At 61.0% G+C, this 24416-nt stretch carries 18 protein-coding genes; 6 read left to right on the forward strand and 12 right to left on the reverse strand.

What is annotated here, in order from left to right; genetic code table 11:
• The first annotated feature begins 24 nt into the window (after nucleotides 1-24).
• From GWL_RS00600 to GWL_RS00620, 5 genes are all read left to right on the forward strand, one after another.
• The gene (locus tag GWL_RS00600; protein ID WP_008325494.1) at nucleotides 25-1845 is read left to right on the forward strand and encodes a methyl-accepting chemotaxis protein; all 1821 of its coding nucleotides are present in this window, start codon (nucleotides 25-27) and stop codon (nucleotides 1843-1845) included.
• Nucleotides 1846-1951: 106 nt separating this feature from the next.
• On the forward strand, nucleotides 1952-2527 hold the full coding sequence (locus GWL_RS00605; RefSeq protein ID WP_008325495.1) for a chemotaxis protein CheW: 576 nt from the start codon (nucleotides 1952-1954) through the stop codon (nucleotides 2525-2527).
• A 4-nt stretch (nucleotides 2528-2531) separates the two neighbouring features.
• Nucleotides 2532-3425, forward strand: a complete 894-nt coding sequence (locus GWL_RS00610; protein ID WP_008325497.1) for a protein-glutamate O-methyltransferase CheR — start codon at nucleotides 2532-2534, stop codon at nucleotides 3423-3425.
• Nucleotides 3422-4621 carry a chemotaxis response regulator protein-glutamate methylesterase gene (locus GWL_RS00615; RefSeq protein ID WP_008325499.1) on the forward strand — a complete coding sequence of 400 codons (1200 nt, stop codon included), beginning with the start codon at nucleotides 3422-3424 and terminating at the stop codon, nucleotides 4619-4621. The genes GWL_RS00610 and GWL_RS00615 overlap by 4 nt, the downstream gene beginning before the upstream one ends.
• Nucleotides 4599-5861, forward strand: a complete 1263-nt coding sequence (locus GWL_RS00620) for an EAL domain-containing protein (protein WP_008325503.1) — start codon at nucleotides 4599-4601, stop codon at nucleotides 5859-5861. Before GWL_RS00615 ends, GWL_RS00620 begins: the two co-directional genes overlap by 23 nt.
• A gap of 205 nt (nucleotides 5862-6066) precedes the next feature.
• On the opposite strand, the gene GWL_RS22820 is transcribed toward GWL_RS00620, so the two are convergent.
• The 7 genes from GWL_RS22820 to GWL_RS00650 all read right to left on the reverse strand — a co-directional run bounded on the left by GWL_RS22820 (nucleotide 6067) and on the right by GWL_RS00650 (nucleotide 17980).
• A complete protein-coding gene (locus GWL_RS22820) occupies nucleotides 6067-6486 on the reverse strand; it encodes an SMI1/KNR4 family protein (RefSeq protein WP_081486008.1) in 420 nt (139 codons plus the stop codon).
• Nucleotides 6487-6492: 6 nt separating this feature from the next.
• A complete protein-coding gene (locus GWL_RS22825) occupies nucleotides 6493-12966 on the reverse strand; it encodes a hemagglutinin repeat-containing protein (RefSeq protein WP_008325506.1) in 6474 nt (2157 codons plus the stop codon).
• A 309-nt stretch (nucleotides 12967-13275) separates the two neighbouring features.
• Nucleotides 13276-13761: a 2-amino-4-hydroxy-6-hydroxymethyldihydropteridine diphosphokinase gene (gene folK / locus GWL_RS00630; protein ID WP_008325507.1), complete on the reverse strand. Its 486-nt coding sequence runs from the start codon at nucleotides 13759-13761 to the stop codon at nucleotides 13276-13278.
• Between the two features lie 5 nt (nucleotides 13762-13766).
• On the reverse strand, nucleotides 13767-15380 hold the full coding sequence (pcnB, locus tag GWL_RS00635) for a polynucleotide adenylyltransferase PcnB (protein WP_008325508.1): 1614 nt from the start codon (nucleotides 15378-15380) through the stop codon (nucleotides 13767-13769).
• Nucleotides 15377-16060, reverse strand: coding sequence for an HAD family phosphatase (locus GWL_RS00640; protein ID WP_008325509.1), 684 nt, complete (start codon nucleotides 16058-16060; stop codon nucleotides 15377-15379). Before GWL_RS00640 ends, pcnB begins: the two co-directional genes overlap by 4 nt.
• Nucleotides 16057-16773, reverse strand: coding sequence for a DnaA regulatory inactivator Hda (gene hda / locus GWL_RS00645; protein ID WP_008325510.1), 717 nt, complete (start codon nucleotides 16771-16773; stop codon nucleotides 16057-16059). The genes GWL_RS00640 and hda overlap by 4 nt, the downstream gene beginning before the upstream one ends.
• A 124-nt stretch (nucleotides 16774-16897) precedes the next feature.
• Nucleotides 16898-17980 (reverse strand): AI-2E family transporter, encoded by a 1083-nt coding sequence (locus GWL_RS00650; RefSeq protein WP_008325511.1) that lies wholly within the window; start codon nucleotides 17978-17980, stop codon nucleotides 16898-16900.
• A gap of 104 nt (nucleotides 17981-18084) precedes the next feature.
• On the opposite strand from GWL_RS00650, the gene purM reads away from it, so the two are divergent.
• Nucleotides 18085-19128: a phosphoribosylformylglycinamidine cyclo-ligase gene (gene purM, locus GWL_RS00655; RefSeq protein ID WP_008325512.1), complete on the forward strand. Its 1044-nt coding sequence runs from the start codon at nucleotides 18085-18087 to the stop codon at nucleotides 19126-19128.
• Nucleotides 19129-19316: 188 nt separating this feature from the next.
• On the opposite strand, the gene GWL_RS00660 is transcribed toward purM, so the two are convergent.
• From GWL_RS00660 to GWL_RS00680, 5 genes are all read right to left on the reverse strand, one after another.
• Nucleotides 19317-20195 (reverse strand): peptidase, encoded by an 879-nt coding sequence (locus GWL_RS00660; protein ID WP_034349656.1) that lies wholly within the window; start codon nucleotides 20193-20195, stop codon nucleotides 19317-19319.
• Between the two features lie 171 nt (nucleotides 20196-20366).
• Complete coding sequence (locus GWL_RS00665) at nucleotides 20367-21359, reverse strand: alpha-E domain-containing protein (protein ID WP_008325514.1); 993 nt, start codon at nucleotides 21357-21359, stop codon at nucleotides 20367-20369.
• Nucleotide 21360: 1 nt separating this feature from the next.
• Nucleotides 21361-22788, reverse strand: a complete 1428-nt coding sequence (locus GWL_RS00670; protein WP_008325520.1) for a circularly permuted type 2 ATP-grasp protein — start codon at nucleotides 22786-22788, stop codon at nucleotides 21361-21363.
• A gap of 258 nt (nucleotides 22789-23046) precedes the next feature.
• On the reverse strand, nucleotides 23047-23490 hold the full coding sequence (locus GWL_RS00675; RefSeq protein WP_008325522.1) for a cupin domain-containing protein: 444 nt from the start codon (nucleotides 23488-23490) through the stop codon (nucleotides 23047-23049).
• Nucleotides 23491-23587: 97 nt separating this feature from the next.
• Nucleotides 23588-24244, reverse strand: coding sequence for a glutathione S-transferase family protein (locus GWL_RS00680; protein WP_008325524.1), 657 nt, complete (start codon nucleotides 24242-24244; stop codon nucleotides 23588-23590).
• Nucleotides 24245-24416: the final 172 nt, after the last annotated feature.

The raw sequence follows: 24416 nt of genomic DNA on the forward strand, positions 1-24416 counted from the left end.
CCCGCACCACGAGGGGAAGCGAGCATGCAAGAATCGATGACCAACAGGATGAGCATCAAGCAGATCTTCATCTGGCTGTGTTTAGTCCTGTCCATCCTGGTGGCGGTGGTGATCAGTCTCACCAGTACCTTGCGCCAGGCCAATGCGGCGCTCGAACATGCGCACCAGTCGCGCTATGAATCGGCAGCGCTGGCCAATGAACTGCGACGTACCACCGAGGACATGACCAAGTTCGCGCGCGCCTACGTGACCACGGGCGATCCCAATGACGAGGACCGGTACTACATGATCCTCGACATCCGCAACGGCAAGCGTGCGCGGCCCTCCAACTATGATCGCTTCAACTGGGATCTGGTCAGTGCCCGCAAACTGCCGGTGGAGGCGGGTGCCCAGGCGGTGCCGCTGAGTGAACTGATGAAGCGTGCCGGCTTTACCGAAGACGAACTGGCCAAGATGCAGGAGGCCCTGAAACTGGCCGATCAGCTCTCGCGCATCGAGATTACCGCCTTCCATGCGGTCAAGGGCGAGTTCGATGATGGTCAGGGCAAGTTCACCGTGGTCGGCGCACCCAACCAGGCCATGGCGCAGGAGTTGGTGTTCGACCAGACCTACCGTGCGCTGTTCGGTCGCGTGATGACACCGATCAATGACTTCCTGCGCCAGGTCGACGAACGCACCCAGGCCCGCGTGCTCAAGGCCGGTCGCGAGTACGTCGAACTGGAACAGAAGATATTCTGGCTGCTGAGCGCCTCCGTGGTAGTGCTGTTTGCCTGTCTCGGGTTTGCCTATCGCACCATCCGCTCGCAGATCGGTGGCGAGCCGCGCGATGCCATGAGCGTATTGCGCCGCGTGGCCGAAGGTGATCTGACGGTGAGTGTGCCGCTGCGCAAGAACGACCGGGTCAGCGTGCTCTACAGCACCCAGCAGATGGTCAACAAATGGACCGACGTCATCGGCGATGTCAGCGGCACCGCCAGTGCTTTGGCCTCGGCCTCGGAAGAGATTTCCTCGTCCTCCCAGGCGCTCTCGCACAACGCTTCGCAGCAGGCCGCCAACGTCGAGGAAACCAGCGCCTCGGTGGAAGAGATCACCGCCACCATCGCCCAGAATGCCGACAATGCCAGGACCACCGATGGTATTGCCAGCCTCTCGGCAAGCGCCGCCACCGAGGGGGGACAGGCGGTGCGCGAGACCGTGGCGGCGATGAAGCAGATTGCCAGCAAGATCGGCATCATCGATGACATCGCCTACCAGACCAACCTGCTGGCACTGAACGCGGCCATCGAAGCCGCGCGCGCCGGTGAACACGGCAAGGGCTTTGCCGTGGTGGCGGCCGAAGTGCGCAAGCTGGCCGAACGCTCGCAGAGTGCCGCACAGGAAATCATTGCAGTGGCCGAGAACAGCGTGGGCCTGGCCGAAAAGGCGGGCGGCCTGCTCAACCAGATGGTGCCATCGATCCGCAAGACCGCTGACCTGGTGCAGGAAATCGCTGCGGCGTCGGCGGAACAATCGACCGGGCTGGAACAGATCAACAATGCCGTGCACCAGATGGCACAGACTACGCAGATGACCGCATCGGCCTCGGAGGAATTGTCGGCAACCTCGGAAGAGATGAGTGCCCAGGCCATCCATCTGCAGGATCTGATGCGTTTCTTTCGTGTGGACGAGTTGCAGAAGCCGGCGGTACGTGCCAGTGGCGCACCACAGTCGGGGGTGGATGGCAGTCGCCGCAAGCCTGCCCGGCATGCCGCGCAGGACAAGCGCGAGAGCGCACGGCGTCTGTCCATGCTGGATGTGGATGAGGATGCGCCGGGCGTGGATGAATCTTCGTTCAAGCGTTTCTGAGAGGACAGATCATGGCGTTGATCCAGTCCCGTTTCACCGCGCCGCCTGCGGGCCGCGTACGCATCAATTGGCCGCGGGATGAGCGCGGCAGCAAGGAGAGCAGGCCATGCCCAGCGTATCGTTGAATGGCGAATCCGCCCGCAAGCGGCAGCAGGAAGAAGTCATCGAAAGCCGCCAGTTCCTGACCTTCCTGGTCGGAACCGAGAGCTTCGCCATGCCCATTGCCAGCATTCGCGAGATCATCGAATTCGGCGGTCTGACCGAAGTGCCGCTGATGCCCGAGTTCCTGCGCGGCGTCATCAACCTGCGCGGTTCGGTGGTGCCGGTCATCGATCTGTCGGTGCGCTTTGGTCGCGCGCCCACGGTGGTGGCCAAGCGTACCTGCGTCATCATCATGGAACTGATCCAGGACGAGCAGATGCTGTTGCTGGGCGTGATGGTCGATGCCGTCAGCGCCGTGCTGAGCATCGGCGTTGACAGCATCGAACCGCGTCCGTCCTTTGGCGCGGGCATCCGCGCCGATTTCATCGAAGGGATGATCAACGTCAATGAGCGTTTCATCGTCGTGCTGGACGTGCAGCGCGTATTGTCGGTGGATGAACTGGCCAGCCTCCTGGGAATGAGCGCCGAGGATGCCCTGGGTGGCGGGCCGGTGCTGCCGGCGCAAACGCAACAGGAGTAGGTCCATGGCCAGCACCGGCAACCTGGCAGGCAGGCGCGACGCCGTACACGATCGGTGTGCGGGCCAGACCGTTTCTGGCGCCAGCGCTGCCGATGCTGAGGTCAGCGATGAGGACATGCTGCTGTTCCAGCAATTGTTCAAGCAGCACATCGGCCTGCATTTGCCCTTGTCCAAGAAGGCGCTGCTGCAAAGCCGCCTCAGTCATCGTCTGCATGAACTCGGCCTGTGCGGACTGGCGCAGTATCATCGTCTCATCAGTGCGGCCGATGGCGCCGAGGAACGGCAGCGCGCCATTGATCTCATCACCACCAATGAAACCTATTTCTTCCGTGAACCGAGTCATTTCGATTTCCTGACCCAGGAGCTGTTGCCGCAGTGGCGTGACCACAAGAGCCTGCGCGTCTGGAGCGCTGCCAGCGCTACCGGTGAAGAAGCCTATTCCCTGGCCATGTTGCTGGACCATCACCGACCCCCCGGCAGCTGGTCGGTATTTGCTTCCGATATCAGCACCCGCGTCTTGCGCTTTGCCCGCCGCGCCCTTTATCCGATGGCGCGGGGCGAGAATATTCCACGTCTGTATCTGCGCCGCTATTGCCTGCTCGGCACCGGTGAGTACGAGGGGCATTTCCTGGTGCAGGCCGGCCTGCGTGCCAAGGTCGAATTTGCCCGGCGCAATCTGACCGCGCTGCATGAACACGAGGATGGACTGTACGACCTGATCTTCCTGCGCAACGTCATCATCTATTTCGATTGCGATACCAAGCTGCAGGTCTTGCGCGACGTGATCGCCCGCCTGCGCCCCGGCGGCTACCTGGTGGTGGGGCATTCCGAATCGCTGCACGGCATGGAACTGGACCTGCTGATGCACTCCCCCTCGATTTATCGGAGGCCGCAATGAGTGGACCGTCTGCATCGGGGGCAGCCTCCATCATCCGCGTGATGGTCATCGATGATTCTTCGGTGGTACGCCAGCTGGTGCAGCAGCTGCTGGCGCAGACTGACGATATCCGCGTCATCGGTACCGCACCCGATCCGGTCTTTGCCCTGCGCAAGATGCAGCAGGAGTGGCCCGACGTGATCCTGCTCGATATTGAGATGCCGCGCATGGATGGCATCACCTTTCTGCGTCAAATCATGGCCACGCGGCCCACGCCGGTCATCATGTGCAGTGCGCGTGCCACTGGTGCGGGCGATATCACTGCCGAGGCGCTGGCCGCCGGCGCAGTCTCGGTGATTGCCCGTCCGCAACTGGGTGTGCGCGATTTCCTTCGTGAAGCGGTGGTCGAACTGGCCAGTGCCATCCGGGCCGCAGCGCTGGCCGGCCCCGGCACCAGGGCAGCGGCGGGCGCATTGCCCGGCAGTACCGGTGCCATGGCCTCCGCGCTCCGGCTGCGCCCGGTCAAAGCAACATCACGAGAAATACTGCATGATGAGGGCTGGTCTGCGGTCCTGCAGCGTCATTCGGCCGATGCGATACTGGCCGCGCCGGGAAGGGAGGATGGTTATCGTCCACCGACTGCGCGCATCGTTGCCATCGGTGCCTCCACCGGAGGGCCGCAGGCGCTGGAGCGGGTACTGGGATGCCTGGACCACCGTTGTCCGGGCGTGGTGGTGGTGCAGCACATGCCGCAGCGTTTCACGCGCAGTTTCGCCGACCGCCTGCATCGCATTTCCGGTGCCGAGGTCAAGGAAGCCGAGCATCACGATCTGGTTCTGCCGGGGCGGGTGCTGATCGCTCCCGGCGGTCGACATCTGGTCGTGCGGCGCGATGGTCTGCAGTACTATGTGGAAACATTGGATGGTCCGCTGGTGAGCCGGCACAAGCCTTCGGTGGATGTGCTGTTCCGCTCGCTGGCCAAGGCGGCGGGCAGCAATGCAGTGGGCATCATCATGACCGGCATGGGGGACGATGGAGCAAGAGGGATGCGGGAGATGGCCGATTGCGGCGCCGCCACCTATGCTCAGGACGAGGCCAGCAGCGTGGTCTTCGGCATGCCGAAAGAAGCGATACACATGGGCGGCGTCCGTGACGTCCTCCCGCTCGATCATATCTCCGCAGTGATAGAACAATATGCCTCCAGAGAATCTCAATGAGCTGATCGAATCCGCACTGGTCGTCGACGACAGTGCCCTGCAGCGCCAGCACAGCGTGTCGCTGCTGCAGGCGCTGGGCGTCGATCTGATCTACGAGGCCGGCAACGGCAACGAGGCGCTGGACCTGCTGGCGCTGTTGAAACTGCCGCCGGGCCTGGTCGTGATCGACCTGGAGATGCCGGGCATGGATGGCATTGAACTGATCCAGCACTTGCAGCAAAAGGGTATCGACATTCCTCTGATCGTCGCCTCCAGTCGAGAGACCTCGCTGCTGTTGTCGGTGGAGACCATGATCCACGCGCTGGGCATGAACCTGATCGGCGTATTGCAGAAGCCGCTCAACCAAGGCCAGCTGCACGCAGCGCTGCGATCTTTCCGGCCCCACGGTGGCGACGCTCTTGCCGATGCCGATCCCCAGCCTTCCATGTGTGAGAGCGATCTGGGCGTGGCCATCGGCGGTGGTCAGGTGCTGCCGTATTTCCAGCCCAAGGTAGATGTGCAGACAGGCATCCTCAAAGGCGTGGAAGCGCTGGCGCGCTGGGTGCATCCGGAACGCGGCATGGTGCCGCCGGACCGATTCATTCCGCTGGCAGAGCAATGCGGCCTGATTCACGATCTCACCATCAGCATGATGGACCAGGCCATGGCCCAGGCTGCCGTCTGGCACAGCCGCGGCCTGGCGATCAAGGTGGCGGTGAATCTCTCGCCGCTGTCGCTGGAACAGCCGGATTTCCTGCATCGTATTCTGGAGCTGGTGGACAAGCACGCGTTGCCGGCCGAAAACGTGGTGCTGGAAATCACCGAGAGTTCGGTGGTGGCGCACAAGGGTAATTCACTGGGCATGCTGGCGCGCTTGCGCCTGAAGGGATTTGGTCTGTCGATTGACGATTACGGCACCGGCTTCTCATCGATGCAGCAGTTGGCGCGTATCCCCTTCACGGAACTGAAGATTGACCGCTCCTTCGTGCATGGTGCACATGACCGCAAGAACCTGCGCGTGATTCTGCAATCCGCGCTGGACATGGCGCAACGGCTGGAGCTGGTGACGGTGGCCGAAGGCGTGGAGACCATGGAAGACTGGCGCCTGCTGCAGGACTTCGGTTGCAGCCTGGGGCAGGGCTATCTGATCGGCAAGCCCATGCCGGCCAATGAATTGCCGTTATGGTTGAAGGGACATCATCGCCGGCTCGGCGAATTGCGGCCGCTGGGGAAGGGGAGTGTTAGCGGTGGTGTGACTTGAGATTCGTTGTTGGACTGTTGAATTGAGCGTGGAAATAATCTGTTTTCGGTACGTCGCCGGTTCTTTATGCTGCTTCCGTTTGAGGCAGACTCTGCATCATTGCCGTACTAATTTTGGGGTGCAGGTCAACATCTCATCTGAAAAGTGTGCGCTCAGGATTAGGCTATGATGAATCGACTGAAAATGTATCTCCGAGATTCTAAGCTTAGTTCCCATCAATCCATACATCGTTTATCCAATCTGCAAGCGTCGGCCAGCTCTCCGAACTCACTCCATTTCCACTCCAAAATCTGATCTTACCCGTTTGATCCAGGCAGTAATAATCACCGTTATCCTCACATATGGGGAGCCAATTTGAAGGAACTCCCAACTGCCTTGCAACTTTTACCGCTCGCAGCAAGTCTCCCCTGCTATTGATATCAGGAGAAAGAACTAACGGCTCAATGTTCCCAAAAAAAATGGTGCTCGCGTTCTTTAAAAAATAACGATATTCGTCGCCAAAGGTAATTCCAATTTTCGACTCATAGTTATCAATCAATTCATCATCAGGCTCCAGCAATCTAATCCGTTCACCCGCTGATGCATTTATCAAAGCGTCTACTGCCTCAACCAATTTATTATCCATTTCATCTCACTTAAAATCGTTCGCCCGGCTCTTCCAATAATTACGCCGCCACGTATTGAATACACTGCGATTAATGCCAGATGGGATTTCCGAGCCGGCATTTATGTGTATAGCAGAGTAGTTTTCCTGATGGAACGTCTGCATAACTTCTGCAATGGGACCATCCTGATTTTGCAACATATGATGTAGATTGACGGGGTTCCCATCCTTCCCAATCGGGGCTCTGCCAGCCTGCATTAGTTCTAGATTGGTTTTTCCGGTTTGGCTATCCACCCGATTAGGGTCGATAAGGTCGTCGCGTCGATATACAAAATTTCCAGCGACTTCTACTGGCTCAGCACTCCAGTATTGCCTTTCTTGCCCGAAATATCTCTTTGCTACTTCCTGCCTGGAATATACATTCGGCAAATCCTGATCCGCAGTAAATCGATCACGATCAGGCGTTACCGCCGGTAGCTTTTCCTTTGGCAAGACAAGCTTCCTTGCCTCACCCACCAGGGCTGGAGTAGTAGCCGCGACAGCAGACAACGCTGCCATCCGGACAAGACGATAGTTTATCGCCTGCTTTACCAGTCCATCACAGGCAGCCGCGCTCAGTCCACCACAGTTATTCGTCCTGAAGGTCGCAACCTCCTTCGCCTGATCAACATCCGTTCCCGTCAGGGACGCGTTGCCCATCACGGAACCATAACTGATCACATTCGCTTGACGCCCGATCAGCGTATCTTCAAGTTTTGTATAGCCGAATGGCAATACCTTTACCTCGTTGACACTCGCCGCTTCAGCCAGATTTTTTTGGACGCACGCTACATCCCCTGAAATGATGCAACTTTGCACTGCGGCGATATTCTGGTCAGATATCTCCTTGTATTTTTTAAAGATTGAGGTGACGTCTCCGTCGCTACAACGACCGTTCTTCTTGCCGCAAGCCTCAATTTCCTTCTTGAGTGCGGCAGCATCAGCATGCTTGAGAAAGTTATTGACGACCTCGTTATAAGCCGCAGCCCCTCCCGGCGTCCCACCCACAGCTGCGCCCACCAAGGTACTCGACAGCGCCGTCAACACCTTCGCCAGATCAGCATCCACACCAGCATTATTCAGGGCTGCAGCCACATTAGGTGCGGCTAAGGTACCCACTCCCGCACCAGCTGCACCGGCGAGACCACCTGTGAGCCCGCCCACAACGGTGTGCGCCAAAGCCCGCATGTTTCCATCTGGCCCCCACTTAGTTTCCAACGCACTGGCCTGATCATTGAGCTGTGTTGCCACGGCAGGATCAGTTGCGGCATTGGCCTGCTTGCGCAAGTCTTCCGCCTTCTTCTGCTGTTGCTCAGCATAGTCTCCGATCAACTTGGAAGCCTGCTGTCCAAACGCCTGTGTAATCTTGGCCTGCGCCTCTACATCCTCACGCAGTTGATTGCTATCCCAGTTCTTGGCCAAGCTATTGCTACTGTCCTTGCCGGTACGCACAGACGTATCCAACGAGGCCACCGCGTGATCTGGACTCTGGCCGGTTTTTTCCTGTTGTGCCTGTGCGTTCGTAATGGTCACGGCAGCGCCAGAAACGCCACTACGCGTCACGCTCGTCTCGCTGCCCGATGCGCTGCCAATCCCAGCACCTCCGCCTGGCTTACCACCAGAGGTTCCGGCGCTAACGCTCTGACTCTGCGCCGAGTATTGACTCCGATTCTGGATATCACCGCTGGTCAGCGTCCCCGTCGTCAGGCTGTTCTTACCCTGCTCCACCGCCTTGTCCGTGCTGGCAATCTGCGCACCCTTCAGATCCGTATTGCCTTTAACGTTGACCTGGAATCCACCATCGCCGGATGTGATCCCCGCCTGCTGGCCTACATTCGCGTAGTCCGCATCCACACGACTGCGGCTTGCGCTGATGCTTCCTCCAGAAGAAGGGCCTATCGTGGCGCTGCCGCCAATGCTCTGGTCCCGACTCTTGAAGGTGCTGGTGTCCTGTACGCTGGCGATGTTCAGATCACGGCCCACATTCGCCGCCACCTGTTCACCTGAGACGGCTGCCCCAATCAGATTGGTATCGCGCCCAGATTCAATCTTGACCTGCCCGCCCGCACGCACCTGCGTCGTGACGTTGGACACATCTTTGCCATCACTATTGCCACGACTCCCCGCCGCGTTGGCGGTAACACCAAACTGGGCTTTGGTACCAAACTGCGCAGTAAAGCCAACTCCCCACGACGACGACGACCGGTCACCATGCTGTACATCCGTGTTTTGAGCAGCGATGAGATTGATATCGTTGTCCGCCTTGAGCGCCAGATTGCCCTTGGCATTGATGTCACTGCCTGCAATGGTGATGTTGCTGTTAGCGCCGTCCCCCTTGGCGCTGATGCTCATGTCGCCACCGGAAACAACGGTAGAGCCGCGTTGCATCACCGTGTTCTGTTCAGTACGACTGCTGTTCTGGCTGCTACCAATCGTGGCGCTGATGCCGACGTTGGCCGAACCCTCGGCAGCGCCTTTCTGCATCTCTCCCACGGCGCTATAAACCGACATGCCCGCCGTTGCAGCAGCCAGTGCCTGTGCGCGGCCACTCTTGGTCTTGCTGGCCGCCTCCGCCATCTGCTGCACCGTCTGCACCGCCGACAACACCGGACTGGTCACCGCCACCGTCACCCCTTGCTGACGGAACTTGTCCTCGGTCACGGTACGGCTGCTCTGCTGTGCAGCGAGAATGCTGACCGTCCGGGCCACGATGTCGATGTCGCCACCCGGTGCCAGCACATCGCTACCCACCTGCGTATAGCGATTGCCCGCCACGATGCCCACATCGCCTTGCACGCTGCCAATGGTCGATGCCGACGCAGTCTCGCTATTGCGATCCACATCGCGGCTCTGCATGCGGCTACCCACCGTCACGCCGATGCCCGCCCCCATCACGCCACTCTTGGTCTCCTGACGGAAGTTGCGCTGGGTGCTGCTCTCGCTTGCGGCAACAATGTTCACGTCATTGCCCGCCACAATGGTCGTCCCCTGCGTAGAAACGATCTGGCTGCCTTTAACATTCACATCGTTCCCGGAGCGCACAAGAACGGTATCCCCGGAGAAGATACTGCCTGCCTCCCGGCTGGTGCTGCTGGCGTCATCGGTGCGCACCGTCGTGGCCGACAGGATCCCGCTGCTGCTGCGCTGTCCCTGGTCACGTGCACTGGCCGAGACGTTGGCGGTGCCGATACGCACGTCACGTCCGGCCTCGACTTGCAGCGCGCCTTCAGCGACTACCTGCGCGCCCTTGCTCGTCACATCCTGACCCGCCTGGATGCGGACGCTGTTGCCGCTGACCTGCGTGGCGACCTCCTTGCTGCCGCTCACCACGGCGCGATTGACACCGACCTCATTGGTGCCGTGTGCACCATTGGCGCGGTCCACGAAGTTCGGACCGGTCAAGCGGCTGACCCAGTTGCTGCCGCCCTTGTCATCGGCCCAGCGGATCTCCTGCCGGAAATACTCCTGGATCACACCAAGACGCACATCCCTTCCAGCCGAGAGCGTGGCGTCGCCGCTGGCGGCAATGACGGCGGCATCGGCTTGCAGATCGCGGCCGGCCAGCAGCACCACGTCCTTGCCGTTGACGCTGGCTACCTGATCGATGTTGCTGCCCGTGGTGGTGGCATTGGCGGTGGTGACGCTGGTACTGCGGATCACCACATCGCGGCCCCCACTCAAGGTCAGCTTGTCATTGGCACTGATGACGCCACCGGCATGCTCGATATCGGTGGTGGCTGCGACACGGACATCGCCCCCATCGATACTGCCGCCGAGATTGCGCACGTTCTCCGCGCGCAGCGTCACGCCCCCACGCGCGGCAATGGTGCCGCCCCGATTAATGACGTCCTGCACGCTCTGTAGCACCACCTCATTACCGGCGATCAGGGTCTGTCGGCCACTGACACGCAGATTCGACGGCTGCAGATAGACTTGCGGCACCAGCACTTCCTGCTCACTGCCATCGGCCAGCGTTACCTTGCGTTGTACCAGCCAGACGATGTCGGTCTTGAGCTGGGCGATCTGTGCTTTGGAGAGCGCAATGCCCAAGGCATAACGCTGGGTCTGCGCCTGCTGCAGCCCGGCTTGCATCAGCGCCAGATATTGCGCCTCGTTGTTGCTGAATCCGTTCAGATAGCGCTGGCCGGTGGCCTCCTGGATCTGGCGCTGGATCAGTTGTTGTTCGTAGAATCCATCGCCGAAACGCTGGTAACCCGGCGCGGGACCCGCGCGATCCCGATACGCGCGAACGAGGACGTCAGAAGACAACCAATTCCGCTCACCGATGAAGCGCGGATCGGTCTGCACCAGTGGCGCCGTCACGCTGCTCTGATTGATCTGGTACAAGGCATTGGCCGGCAGGCTCAGGTCGCGCGTGCTGCCCACCTCGTGCGTGGCGCTCACATCAAGTGGGAATCGGGTTTCTATCGTTTGAGAGGCGTAGGGTGCGCTCTCATAACGACGGTCATCGGCCTTGAAGCGATGACCCTTGATGTAGGTTTTTACCCCCGTACCCACCGAGGTAACGATCTGCCTGCCCAGCGGACCGGTATTGCGGATGGCGGTGCCATTGACGTTGTCACCGGCCAGGGTGCCCCCGGCGATGAACTGACTGGCGTAGTTGTTGACCACCCCGGCGGCCAGATTCATCCTGCCGCCGGAGGTGATCATGCCGGGTGCGCTGCGCGTGACGATGGTGCGCTGGATCTGCTCGGTGCCGTCGTAGATGATCCATTGACCGAACATTTGTCCATCAAAGGGGGATTGCGCCGAGGGTAAAAGCAGGCGGAAGTTGTCTTCATCGCCCATGGCTCGCCAGTTCTCGGCAGCGATGATCTGGCCATTATCCTTGTGGATGATGCGCGCGTGCTCTCCCGAGATGAAATCGGAAGATCCCACCAGCCGGTAGTTGATGATCCGGCGTCCCGGCTTGCTCTCGTCGGCGATCTCGAAATGCGCATTGCGATTGTTGATCGCATCGGCCGCAATGGTGAGTGCACCATCCGCATTGACAGTCGCACTGGTATTGTTGACTTCGCGCGCGCGTCCGCTCGCACGATGGTCGCTGCCGATGGCGCCGCCAATGGACATGTCCTCGGCTGAATACAGCAGCGCCTTCTCGCTGTTGTGGAGCACCCTGGTCCCGATATCCAGACGCTCACGTGCCGCGATGACCGGGGCCCGCAGCACGCCATCGATGGTTTCCGAAGCGTTGTGCAGCACCTCCACAGCAAGCGCGATGCGGTCACCGTAAATGCGTCCGCTACCGAGGTTATAGAGCGTGCCGGCCTGGATGCGCGTGGTGACGCCATCGATCAGGCCCCGGTTGATGAAGTCCTGCCCCGCACCGGCCGAGAGCGAGACACCGCCGCCAAGCAGCAATGCACCCGCGTGATTGTGGATACCTTTGGCCGTCACGCGCAGCACGCCCGCACTGCGTATCTGCACATCCCGGCCAGCAGCGATGGTCCCGGTGTTTTCCAGACGGCCCGCCGCCGTGACGACCAGCTCTCCTTCGGTGGCTGCCAAGGTGCCGCCGTTGTGCACGCCCACACCATGCTCGGTGGCGGTCAAGTAAATGTGGCCGGCATACATGCCGCCCAGTTCGGCCACGTCGATGGCGCGCATCGACGGTGCATGGCCGGATGAGCTCTCCGGCGTGACCTGCGCGTGATCGGCGCTGACCGTATTGAGACCGGTGGTGAGCCGGAGCTCTCCGGCGCGCAAGGCAGCATGAACACGGACCGCTCGGGCGATCACCTCCGCATATGTCGTGCCACCGGCTCGCAGGCCGGATCCTTCAAAGCTGATGACGCCGCCGCCAACACGATAGCTCTCCAGGTTGCCCTGTCGGATGACCGGCGTCCCCGTGGTCATGGTGGCGCGCTGCGCATTGATGAAGCCGCAACCGGCACAGGTGATGCCGGAGGGATTGGCAATGATCACCTGCGCCCGGTTGCCGGCGACCTCGATGAAGCCACGCAGGTAGCTCGGGTCCGGTGAGTTGATCTGGTTGAGAATGACCTGCGCGCCACCCTGGGGCATCCAGGGATTGCCGGCGATGTAGCCGCCCAGTTCGGTCTTGCTGGAGCCGCCCGCGTTGTTGAGGATGACTCCCCGACCATCCACATCAAAACGCCGGTAGCTGTTGACTGACAGGCCCTTGGCGTTGGGCTGCCGGATGTTCACTACCGGTACGCCATTGGCGCCCCTGAGCACCACCGGCTGCTCTTCGCGCGGCGCGTTGCGGTCTATCAGGATCTGCGCATGCGACAGGCTCTGCCATGCCAGGGCAACGCACAGTGCAATGCGCGCGGTGCGCCATGGCAGCAGCGTGAGCGGCACCATTGCGGCTCGGGCCGTTCCTCTCCTCTTGGCACTGATGACAGACGCGGTTTCTGTCACTGCCATCACCATGCCGCGATGACGGTTGAAGATCAGTTTGTAGCGCAGCCGGTTCAAAGGACTCTCCTCCGTGATACCCGCCTTGCGAAAGGGCAAGACGATCGGAGCAGCAGTCTATTTTTTTGTATCGGCGCTAAAAATCAGAAATGTCTCATTTGCTGGAAACTAAAGAACCCAGGTTTCAAGCAATTCGATCGCTTTCGAATATCAATTCATTGCGAAGCTGCAAGATGATTTTGATGAGATGCCCATCGATTGTGAATCGATGACGACCAGGCTTTCCCGGCCTGTTGGGCTTGCTTGTACGTCAGCGCAGGAGGGGAGCCCATCGGGCAGGAATGAAATTTTCCTGTCGCGGCAAGCAAGTCATAGCCGGCTGATGGCCTGGTTCTTGATCGCATCGAGAAAATCGCGGGCCGGTCCCTGTCCCGGGATCACCACGTCCGCATCGATCTCCAGCATGGGCACCAGCACGAAGGCGCGCTGCGTCATACGCGGATGCGGGACGATCAGTGCCTCTTCCTGCAGGCGTGCATCCCCGTACATCAACACATCCAGATCCAGCGTGCGGGGGGCATTGCGATAGGGGCGTTCGCGTCCGTGCTGCAGTTCGATGGCCTGCAGGGCGTGCAGCAGATCCAGCGCCGTGAGTGAGGTACTGAGCAACGCCACGGCGTTGACGTAGTCATCGCCGCTGGAATCGATGGGGGCGGTGCGATAGAGCGAGGAGCTGCGCAGCAGTTGCGACTGCGGCAGCCGGGCCAGGTGGGCGAGCGCCTCTTCGACGGTGGCGCGGGCATCGCCCAGGTTGCCACCGATACCGATCCAGGCCCGCGTGAAAGAGGACGCCACGCGGCTCAGTCGTCGCCCGCAGGCGTACTGTCACCACCCGCGCCGCTACCACCAGCGCCACTACTGCTGCGACGACGGCGACGGCGCTTGGGAGCTTCTGCGGTCCCGGTGTCGGCCGGTTCAGCGGCGCTCTCGGCCGCTTCCTTGAGGGCGGGTGTGCGGGTCTCTGCGGGCGGCGTGCTCTCCTGCTCGATACCGCTGTCGTTGCCGCCCATGTCGGCGCCAGACTTGCTGCGGCTACGTCCGCCTCGGCGCTTGCGCTTCTTGGGGCCGGCACCGCCGCTGGCGGCATCGGCTGGCTTGCGGGCGATCAGTTCTTCACGCTCGGCACCGTTGCCGGCGATGAAGGCTTCCCACCATTCGCCGAGTTCGGCATCGAGTTCACCGGACTGGCAGCGCAGCAGCAGGAAATCGAAACCGGCGCGCAGGCGCAGATGTTCCAACAGCTTGTAGGGCGCCTTGCCGACGCGACGTTCAAAGCGCGGCTGCATGGCCCAGATGTCGCGCATGTCGGAGGCGATCTTGCGTTGCAGTGCCAGCTTCTCGGTTTGCGCATCGAGCACGTCATCGGCGGCCAGATGCAGCGCGGGGATCGGATACTCACCGGCAGCCTGGTAGGCACGCCATTTCTCCAGCACCTGATGCCACAGCAGCGAAGCGAACAGGAAGCCCGGCGAGACCCCCTTGCCTTCCTTGACGCGGGCATCGGTATTGGCCAGCGCCAGGCTGACGAACTTCTCCCCCAGCGGCTGTTCCAGCACCACATCCAAGAGCGGCAGCAGGCCGTGATGCAGACCCTCCTTGCGCAACTGCTGCAGGCAGGCCAGGGCATGGCCGCTCATGAGCAGCTTCAACATTTCATCGAAGACACGGGCTGCGGGTACGTTGTCGATCAGCGGGGCCATCACGCGGATTGGCGCGCTGCTGGCCGGGTCGATGGTGAACTTGAGCTTGGCCGCGAAGCGCACCACGCGCAACATGCGCACCGGGTCTTCGCGGTAGCGCGCTTCCGGTTCGCCGATGATGCGCAGTTTCTTGTCGCGGATGTCGGCGATGCCGCCGTGATAATCCAGCACCGCCTGGCTGGCCGGATCGTAGTACATCGCGTTGATGGTGAAATCGCGCCGGGTGGCATCCTCATGCTGCTCGCCGAAGGTGTTGTCGCGCAGTACGCGGCCGTGCTCATCCTTGGGCGCCGCTTCGGCCGAGGCACCACGGAAGGTGGTGACTTCGATCAGTTCCTGACCGAACATCACATGCACGATCTGGAAGCGGCGGCCGATGATGAAGGCGCGGCGAAACAGTTGCTTGACCTGTTCCGGCGTGGCATTGGTGGCCACATCAAAGTCCTTGGGCTTGATGCCCAGGAGCAGGTCACGTACCGCACCGCCGACGATGAAGGCCTTGTAGCCGGCTTCCTGCAGGGTCTGCGTCACACGCACCGCATTGGGCGAAACCAGTGCCGGATCGATGCCGTGCTGCTTGGGGCCGAGCACGTCGGGCTCGATCTTCCCCCCGTTGGCACCCGCCTTGGCGCGCGATTTCTTGGGCGGCTCGGTGCCCTCGGCAGCGGCGGTCTTGCCCCGGCCCAGAATGGAGCGAATCAGTTTCTTGATCATTGCGCGTGGCCGTCGGCGAAGAGGTTCAGCACCGGCCAGCCGCGCGCCTGGGCATGCGCCAGCAGCTTGTCGTTGGGGTTGGTGGCGATGGGATCGGTCACGCGTTCGAGCAGCGGAATGTCGTTCTGCGAATCGCTGTAGAAGTAGCTGCGCTCGAACTGGGCCAGCTTGAAGCCCAGGCGTTCCAACCAGGCTTCGGTATGCACGATCTTGCCCGGGCCGAAGGTAGGCGTACCGTCGAGCTTCCCGGTGAGGTTGCCCTTTTCATCGAGCATGGGCAGGGCGGCGATCAGGTGTTCCACGCCGAAATGCGAGGCGATGGGCTTGGTCACGAAGTGGTTGGTGGCGGTGACGATGGCCACCAGGTCACCGGCGTCGAGATGCTTCTTCACCAGGGCTACGGCTTGCGGCAGGATGGCGGGCTTGACCACTTCGTCCATGAATTGCAGGTGCATCTCGTCGAGCTGTGTGCGCGTGAAGCGCGACAGGTTGCCCAGCGCGAACTCCAGGTAAGCCACCGGATCGAGCGTGCCGTTCTGGTAATGGGCGAACCATTCGTCATTAGCCTTGCGGAAGCTGTCGGCATCCACGGCGCCGATGCGCGCCATGAATTCGCCCCACTCGTGGTCGGAGTCGAGCGGCAGCAGGGTATGGTCGAGATCGAAAAGGGCGAGGTTCATTGTTCTCCGGATTCCTGTTGTAACAGTTCGCGTAGCAAGGGCAGGGTGATGGCGCGCTTGGTGGCCAGCGAGTAGCGGTCCAGCGCGTCGAGCATGCGCGACAGCGAGGGCATGTCGCGCCGGTAGTGGGTGAGCATGTACATCATCACGGCGGGAGGGATCTCCAGGCCGCGGTCCAGGGTGATCTGCAGCAGGGCGGCGATCTTCTCGTCGTCCGACAGGTCATGCACCTGGTAGATCAGGCCCCAGCCGAGCCGGGTGCGCAGGTCTTCGCGCAACTCCAGGCGGGTCGGGGGCAGGGTGCCGGTGCAGACCATGCAGCCGCCCTGTTCGCGGATCTGGTTGAACAGGTTGAAGGCAGCGATCTGCTGTTCCTCGAACAGCTGATCGACATCGTCGAGCAGGTAGTGGCTGGTCTGCGGGTGATAGTCGAAGGCGGCGTCGGGAGAGTCGGCACCGATCAGGCGTGCGCGCTGGCCTTCCTGTCCGGCCTTGGTGGCCAGGGCATGCAGCAGGTGGGTCTTGCCGGCACCGGCTTCGGCCCAGAGGTAAATGAAGCGGTCGGTGCTGGCGCTGCCGCGCTGGGCGGATTGCTCCGCGCCGGCCGTGGCCAGCAGCTTCAAGCGCTCCAGCAGTTCTGCATTGCGGCCGGTCACGAAGCTGTCGAAGCTTTGCGGCTGGTCCGCGCTCAAATCGAGCGGAATCTGTTTCATCGGCGTGTATCAGCTACGGCGGCTGTCAGGGTATGGCAGCCAGTTAATGCAGGACGGCGCCAAGCGCCCGGGCCTGCGCAGCGTCCTGCAAGGGCAGGGGGGGCTGTGATCAATCATAGACTCTTCAACGGTTGTAAAAATTGCTGGCCAGATACTCGCGCCGCACATGGATGGCGATCACCGAGACAATGGCCGAGGCCGGCAGCGCCAGCAGCACGCCGACGAATCCGAACAACTGGCCGAAGGCCAGCAAGGCGAAAATCACCACCAGCGGATGCAGGCCGATACGCTCGCCCACCAGCTTGGGCGTGAGGATGAAGCTTTCCAGCACCTGTCCCACGCCATAAATCAGGGCCACCCACAACAGGCCGATGGCACCATCGAATTGCAGGATGGCGGCCAGTATCGCCAGCACCAGCCCGAGACCAAAACCCACGTAGGGGATGAACACCAGCAGGCCCGTCAACACGCCCACGGGAAGGGCGCTGTCGAATCCGGCGACGCTGAGCGCAACCGAATAATAGACCGCCAGCACCAGCATCACCAGCAATTGTCCACGCAGGTACTGTCCCAGCAGACTGTCGACCTCGGTCGCCATGGTGTTGACGCGACCGGCCCAGCGGCGCGGGATCAGGATCTGCAGGCGTTTCTGGAAGGGATGCCAGTCCTGCAGCAGGTAAAACAGCACCATCGGCACGAACAGCAGATTGGCCAGCCAGGCCAGCAGCGCCGTGCCGCCTACCTTGGCCGAGGCCAGCACCGAACTCCACAGCTCGTCGCCGCTGGTGCTGATCTGCTGCGTGAGCAAGGCCTTGATGCCGGCCAGGTCCAGTCGCACGTCGATACCCAGCTGGTGCAGGCGCGGCGAGAGGAAGGCATTCAACTTGTCCAGCAGCGGCGGTATCTGGGCCTGCAGCAGCGGGATCTGGCGCAGCACCAGCGGTGCCACGATCAGCACCAGGGCCAGGCCAGCCAGGATCAGCAGCAACACCATGATCGTCACGCCCACGAAACGCGGGACGCGGACCGGACCGATGCGACGGCTGGCGATCCAGTCCACGCCGGGGTTGAGCGCATAACCGATGATGCCGGCGGCAACAAAGGGGGACAGCATCGGCCCCAGCGCCACCAGCAGCGTCAATAGCAAAATGCCGACAATGAGCCACGCCAGGTTCTGTTTTTGCTCTTCGGATAAAGAAAAAGGCATGGATTCGGAGTTCGGGAGTGTCGGTTTTGTTAAAATCACGGCTTGGCAGGGCGGCTTCGCCCCTGAATCCCCTATTTTACCGTCTTCACTGGCAATATTTCATCATGACTTCACCTTCCAATGTCTCCCTCTCCTACCGTGACGCTGGCGTCGATATCGATGCCGGTGACGCCCTGGTCGAAGCGATCAAGCCGTTCGCCAAGCGCACTACCCGCGAAGGCGTGCTGGGCGGCATTGGCGGGTTCGGTGCCCTGTTCGAGATCAGCAAGAAGTACAAGGAGCCGGTGCTGGTCTCCGGTACCGACGGCGTGGGCACCAAGCTCAAGCTGGCCTTCCACCTCAATCGTCACGATACGGTCGGTATCGACCTGGTGGCCATGAGCGTCAACGACATCCTGGTGCAGGGCGCCGAGCCGCTGTTCTTCCTGGATTACTTTGCCTGCGGCAAGCTGGACGTGCCCTCGGCCACCGATGTCATCAAGGGCATCGCCGCCGGTTGCGAACAGGCCGGCTGCGCCCTGATCGGCGGTGAAACCGCTGAAATGCCCAGCATGTACCCCGATGGTGAATACGATCTGGCAGGATTTGCCGTGGGCGCGGTGGAAAAGTCCAAGATCATCGACGGCACCAAGATTGCCCCGGGCGACGTGGTGCTGGGCCTGGCCTCGTCGGGTGCGCATTCCAACGGTTATTCGCTGGTGCGCAAGATCCTGGAGGTGGCCAAGCCGGACCTGGACGCCGATTTCCACGGCCGCAAGCTGGCCGATGTACTGATGGCCCCGACCCGCATCTACGTCAAGCCGCTGCTGTCGCTGATGGAGAAGCTGGAAGTCAAGGGCATGGTCCACATCACCGGTGGCGGCCTGGTCGAGAACATCCCGCGCGTGCTGCAGGATCACCTGACCGCTGAACTGGATGCCAAGTCCTGGACCATGCCGCCGCTGTTCACCTGGCTGCAGCAGCACGGTGGCGTGGCCGATGCGGAAATGCACCGCGTCTTCAACTGTGGCATCGGCATGACCGTGATCGTCTCCCGGGAAAACGCCGACGCTGCTGAAGCTCACTTGAAGGCCGCTGGTGAAACCGTCTACCGCATCGGTACCATCCGCGCCCGCGCCGAAGGCGAAGCGCAGACCATCGTGCGCTAAGCCGGACAGGCAAAGCCATGCAAATCATGTAAATCCTTTTAAGGATTTACAAAGTTTAAAAGGCTGCATTCTTCGGAATGCAGCCTTTTTTTATTTCCGGCAGAACATTTCCCGCCAAATGAAAACTTGGTTTTAACTTAGTTTTGTCAAAACAAAAACTAAGTTTCCAAAAAGAAAAATCTAACAGTTCAGCTCGCCTGCCCGACATCCCCATCCTGTTCGGCCAGGATCTGCCGCGGTACCGCCTGCAGTCCCCTCGCCACGCCATTGGGCGGCGGCACGCGCACCGGCTCGCTGATGTCGGTGGCCGTCGAGAGCACATTGAGGGTGTCTTCCGGTGGGGCATCCCAGACCGGATCGTCGATGGCCTCGAAGACGCGCTTCAATTGCGAACCCCAGCTGCGCCGGATCATCTGGAAATACTGGTTCTGCTCATCGATGGTGACGAAGCGGGTCACGGCCAGGTCTTCGCTTTCATAGACCAGCAGGTCCAGCGGCAGGCCCACCGAGATGTTGGACTTCAAGGTCGAATCCATGGAGATGAGCGCACACTTGGCCGCCTCGTCCAGCGAGGTCTGGGGGGTGACCACGCGGTCGATGATGGGCTTGCCGTACTTGGATTCGCCGATCTGGAAGTAGGTGTTCTCATCGTGCGATTCGATGAAGTTGCCTGCGGAATACATCTGGAACAGGCGGCAACGCTCGCCACGGATCTGTCCGCCAAAGATGATGCTGACGTTGAAATCGATACCGAACTTGCTCAGCTCGGCGGCTTCGCGGTCATGCACGGCGCGAATGGCGTCGCCCAGGATCTGCGCGGCTTCGTACATGGTGGTGGCGGTCCAGATGCTGCGTCCCTCGGCATTGGTGCGCTCGGTGAGCATCTGGCGGATGGATTGCGAAATCGACAGGTTGCCGGCGGTCATCAAGACCATCACGCGGTCGCCCGGATTTTCGTAAACACTCATCTTGCGGAAGGTCCCGATGTGGTCCACTCCCGCATTGGTGCGCGAATCGGACAGGAACACCAGGCCGCTGTTGAGGCGCATGGCTACGCAGTAGGTCATGATGGCAACGTGATACGTGGAAACGGAAAGCCGGATTTTACCGTAAGGCCCGGCGCCAGAGCGTGCGCGCCGGGGGCATCTGTCGTGACGTACCTACAGTAACGGCCTGTTTCCCGAAAAGATGACAGCGGCTGTGCTTCTTTCTTGCGCGCCAGGCACAGCCGGAGCGGCTTACGCTGCCAAAGGAACAAGAAAATCGCGGCTGATGCGATTGCCCAGCTCGAAGATGCGCTCCAGGAACTCGGTGAGCGTATCGTGCAATCCGGCCTCCAGGATTTCCTCGATGCGGGCGAACTTCAGGTCGGCATGCAGCTTGCCGGCAAAGCGCTCGGTATCGGCCGAGACATCGTTGCGCACATGGTGCAGGTTGGAGATCACGTTGCCCATGCAGGCCAAGAGCGAACGCGGCATGTCCGCGCGCAGGATCAGCAGCTCGGCCACCCGTTCAGGCGTGATGACGTCGCGGTAGACCTTGCGGTAGATCTCGAAGCCCGACACCGAACGCAGGATCGCCGCCCAGTAGTAGAAGTCCAGCTGTCCTGCTTCATCGCGGGCGGCCTGGCTTTGCGACTGCGACTGGCCATTGAGCTTCTGCGACTGCGCTTCCTTGGTGCCGTGGAACTTGACATCGATGATGCGCGCCGTATTGTCGGCACGTTCCAGGAAGGTGCCCAGGCGGATGAAGTGGAAGGCCTCGTCCTCCAGCATGGTGCCGATGGTGACACCGCGCGAGAGATGCGAACGATGCTTGACCCATTCGAAGAAGTCGCTGGGGTTCTGTTCCAGCGCATTGGTTTGCAGGTAGGACTGCATCTTGATCCAGGTGGCGTTTTGGATCTCCCAGGCTTCGGTGGTCAGCGCGCCGCGTACGGCACGCGCATTCTCGCGCGCCTGGCGCAGGCAGGAGGCGATCGAGGACGGATTGTTGGGGTCACGCACCATGAAGTCGATGACATCCTTTTGCGTGAGCTTGTCGTATTTCTGGTTGTAGCCATAGAGCAGTTCCGAGATGCCCAGCACGGCACGCCAGCCCTGCTCGGCGTCATCCACCGATTGCGGCAGCAGCGCGGTCTGTACGTGCACGTCCAGCATGCGGGCGGTGTTCTCGGCGCGCTCGGTGTAGCGGGCCATCCAGAAGAGGTGATCGGCGGTACGGCTGAGCATCTTATTTCTCCAGAATCCAGGTGTCCTTGGTGCCGCCGCCTTGCGACGAATTCACCACCAGCGAGCCTTCCTTCAAGGCCACGCGCGTCAAGCCGCCCTTGACCATGGTGATCTGCTTGCCCGACAAGACGAAGGGACGCAGATCCAGGTGGCGCGGCGCGATGCCGGACTCCACATAGGTCGGGCACACCGACAGGGCCAGCGTGGGCTGGGCGATGTAGCCATCGGGTTTGGCGATGATGCGCGCGCGGAAGTCCTCGATTTCCTGTTTGGTGGAGGCCGGGCCGACCAGCATCCCGTAGCCACCAGCACCGTGCACTTCCTTGACCACCAGCTTTTCCAGATTGGCCAGGGTGTAGGAGAGATCTTCCTTCTTGCGGCACTGGTAAGTCGGTACGTTGTTGAGGATGGGTTCTTCGGTCAGATAGAAGCGCACCATGTCCGGCACATACGGATAGATCGACTTGTCGTCGGCCACGCCGGTACCGATGGCATTGGTCAGCGTCACCTTGCCGGCGCGATAGGCCTGCAGCAGGCCCGGCACACCGAGGGCCGAATCGGGACGGAAGGCCAGCGGATCGAGGAAGTCGTCGTCGATGCGGCGATAGATCACGTCGACCCGTTTGGGGCCGCGCGTGGTGCGCATGTAGACCACGTTGTCCTTGACGAACAGATCCTGCCCCTCCACCAGTTCCACCCCCATCTGCTGGGCCAGGAAGGCATGCTCGAAGTAGGCCGAGTTGTACATGCCGGGAGTCATCACCACCACCGTCGGATCGGTCACCCCGGCCGGGGCCACCGAACGCAGGTTGTCCAGCAGCAGGTCGGGATAGTGATCGACCGGCGCGATCTTGTGGCGCTTGAAGAGGTCGGGGAAGAGCCGCATCATCATCTTGCGGTTCTCCAGCATGTAGGAGACCCCGGACGGCACGCGCAGATTGTCTTCCAGGACGTAGAATTCACCTTCGCCCGCGCGCACGATATCGACACCCGCGATGTGGGCGTAGATGTCGTTGACCACGTTCACATCCTGCATCTCGCGCCGGTACTGGGCGTTCTGGAAGATCTGCTCGGGCGGGATGATGCCGGCCTTGACGATCTTCTGCTCGTGGTAGATGTCGTGGATGAACATGTTGAGCGCCTTGACGCGCTGGACCAGTCCCGCTTCCAGTTTGGCCCATTCGGCCTTGTGGATGATGCGCGGGATGATGTCGAAGGGGATCAGGCGCTCGGTGCCGGCATCGTTTCCATAGACGGCAAAGGTAATGCCGACGCGGCGGAAGATCAGGTCGGATTCGGCACGTTTGCGGGCGATGATTTCCGGCGATTGCGCGGAAAGCCAGCTGGCGAATTCTGCATAGTGCTGACGCACTTGACCTGCTTCGCTGCCGGCGCCTCCTGAATACATCTCATCAAAAAAATGTGCCATAGATTTGCTTCGTGTTCCCGTGGGGAGCGGGAATCTTTCTAAGTGGGTTGTAACGAAAACAGAGGCGGTGGGTACGGCAAAACTACAGCGTGGGTACAGCGTAATGCGATGGCGCTAGGGAACTGCACCTGCACGCCAGAGCCAGCGTGCATGAAGAAAGACTAACAGAGGCTTGAAATTTTTGACAGAGGAAAATTGCATGCTTTTGCTCCTCGCCCGTGCGGGTCTGCTGCCATCAAACGCAGACCCGCAGCGGCTTCAGTTATTCCATGGCGTGGCTGCGGGAACCGCGCAGGGGGCCGGCATATCGATGGTCTTGAAGTCGGCCGGACTAACGATTTCGAGATATTCCATGTCGGGCGAATAGTCGAACAGGAAGTGCACGATGCCCGGTCGCTGGTGCACGCAATCGCCCGCCTTGACCAGCGTGACCTCGGTTTCATACATGAAGCGCGCCCAGCCTTTCAACATGATGACGATATGGAAGTTGGCTTCGTGTCGGTGCCACCCGGTACCCGTCTGGGGCGCCATGTTGGCCTTGACCAGCTGGGCCACCACCTGGCCGCCGGTAGCGGCGGCAATGCCCAGGTCGCGATACAGGAAGAAGTCGCGCAGACCGCCGGTTTCATAGGGCGTGTCGCCCTCGCTCACATGCGAGAAGGTGTTTTGCGCCAGTACGCTTGGATCAGCTACGGTATTCATCACATCCATCCTTTCTGCGGTCTCCCGCCATGGGCCTGCGACAAAAAACGGGCGCGACTTTGCTGCCTTTGCTCATTGGTGCTGATGCTTCTGCGCCCTAGAATTCCACGTCCAGTTCGTCGATATCCTCCGGTTCCTTTTTGGCTGCCGCGATCCATTCCTGCATCTCCGGCATGGCCATGATGCGCTTGGCATAGGCGGTGCAGATCGGATCGAGCTTGACGTCATAGGTCATGAAGCGCGTCACCACGGGCGCGTACATGGCATCGGCCATGGTGCGCTGTTCGCCGAACAGGAAGGGGCCGCCATACTTGGCCAGGCATTCCTTCCAGATGGTGGTGATGCGTACGATGTCGGCTTCGGCGCGGGACCACACCTTGAAGTTGGGGAAGTGGCCCTTGAGATTCATCGGCAGCGCTGCGCGCAGGGCCGAGAAGCCCGAGTGCATTTCACCGCATACCGAGCGGCAATGCGCACGGGCGGCGAGGTCGGCCGGCAGCAGCTTTGCACCGGGGCGGATTTCGTTGAGATATTCGGCAATGGCCAGCGTATCCCATACCAGTACGTCGCCATGGTGCAGGCTGGGTACCAGGATGGAGGAAGACAGCAGCAGGATCTCTGCCCGTGCCGACGGATCGTCCGGCGGTACGATGTCTTCCTCGAAAGAGAGCCCGGCGAACCTGGCCATGAGCCAGCCGCGCAGGGACCACGAGGAGTAGTTCTTGCTGGTGATGCGCAAAGTCGTCTTAGGCATGTCAGTCCCTTATCTGTTTTGTGCAGGTTGACTTTGGGCACGCGGCCGCGTGAGCGGCGGTGTCTTGTTCATCATCTTCATCGTCCGCACCGTCTGCGCTCGGGGCGGACACGGGCCGCCGGAGCGGACCGCCTACCGCTACTTGCAAGGCTTGTGCCAGCTCGCGGGAAAA

Origin of the sequence: Herbaspirillum sp. GW103 (assembly GCF_000261365.1) — a bacterium.
GTDB lineage: Bacteria > Pseudomonadota > Gammaproteobacteria > Burkholderiales > Burkholderiaceae_D > Herbaspirillum.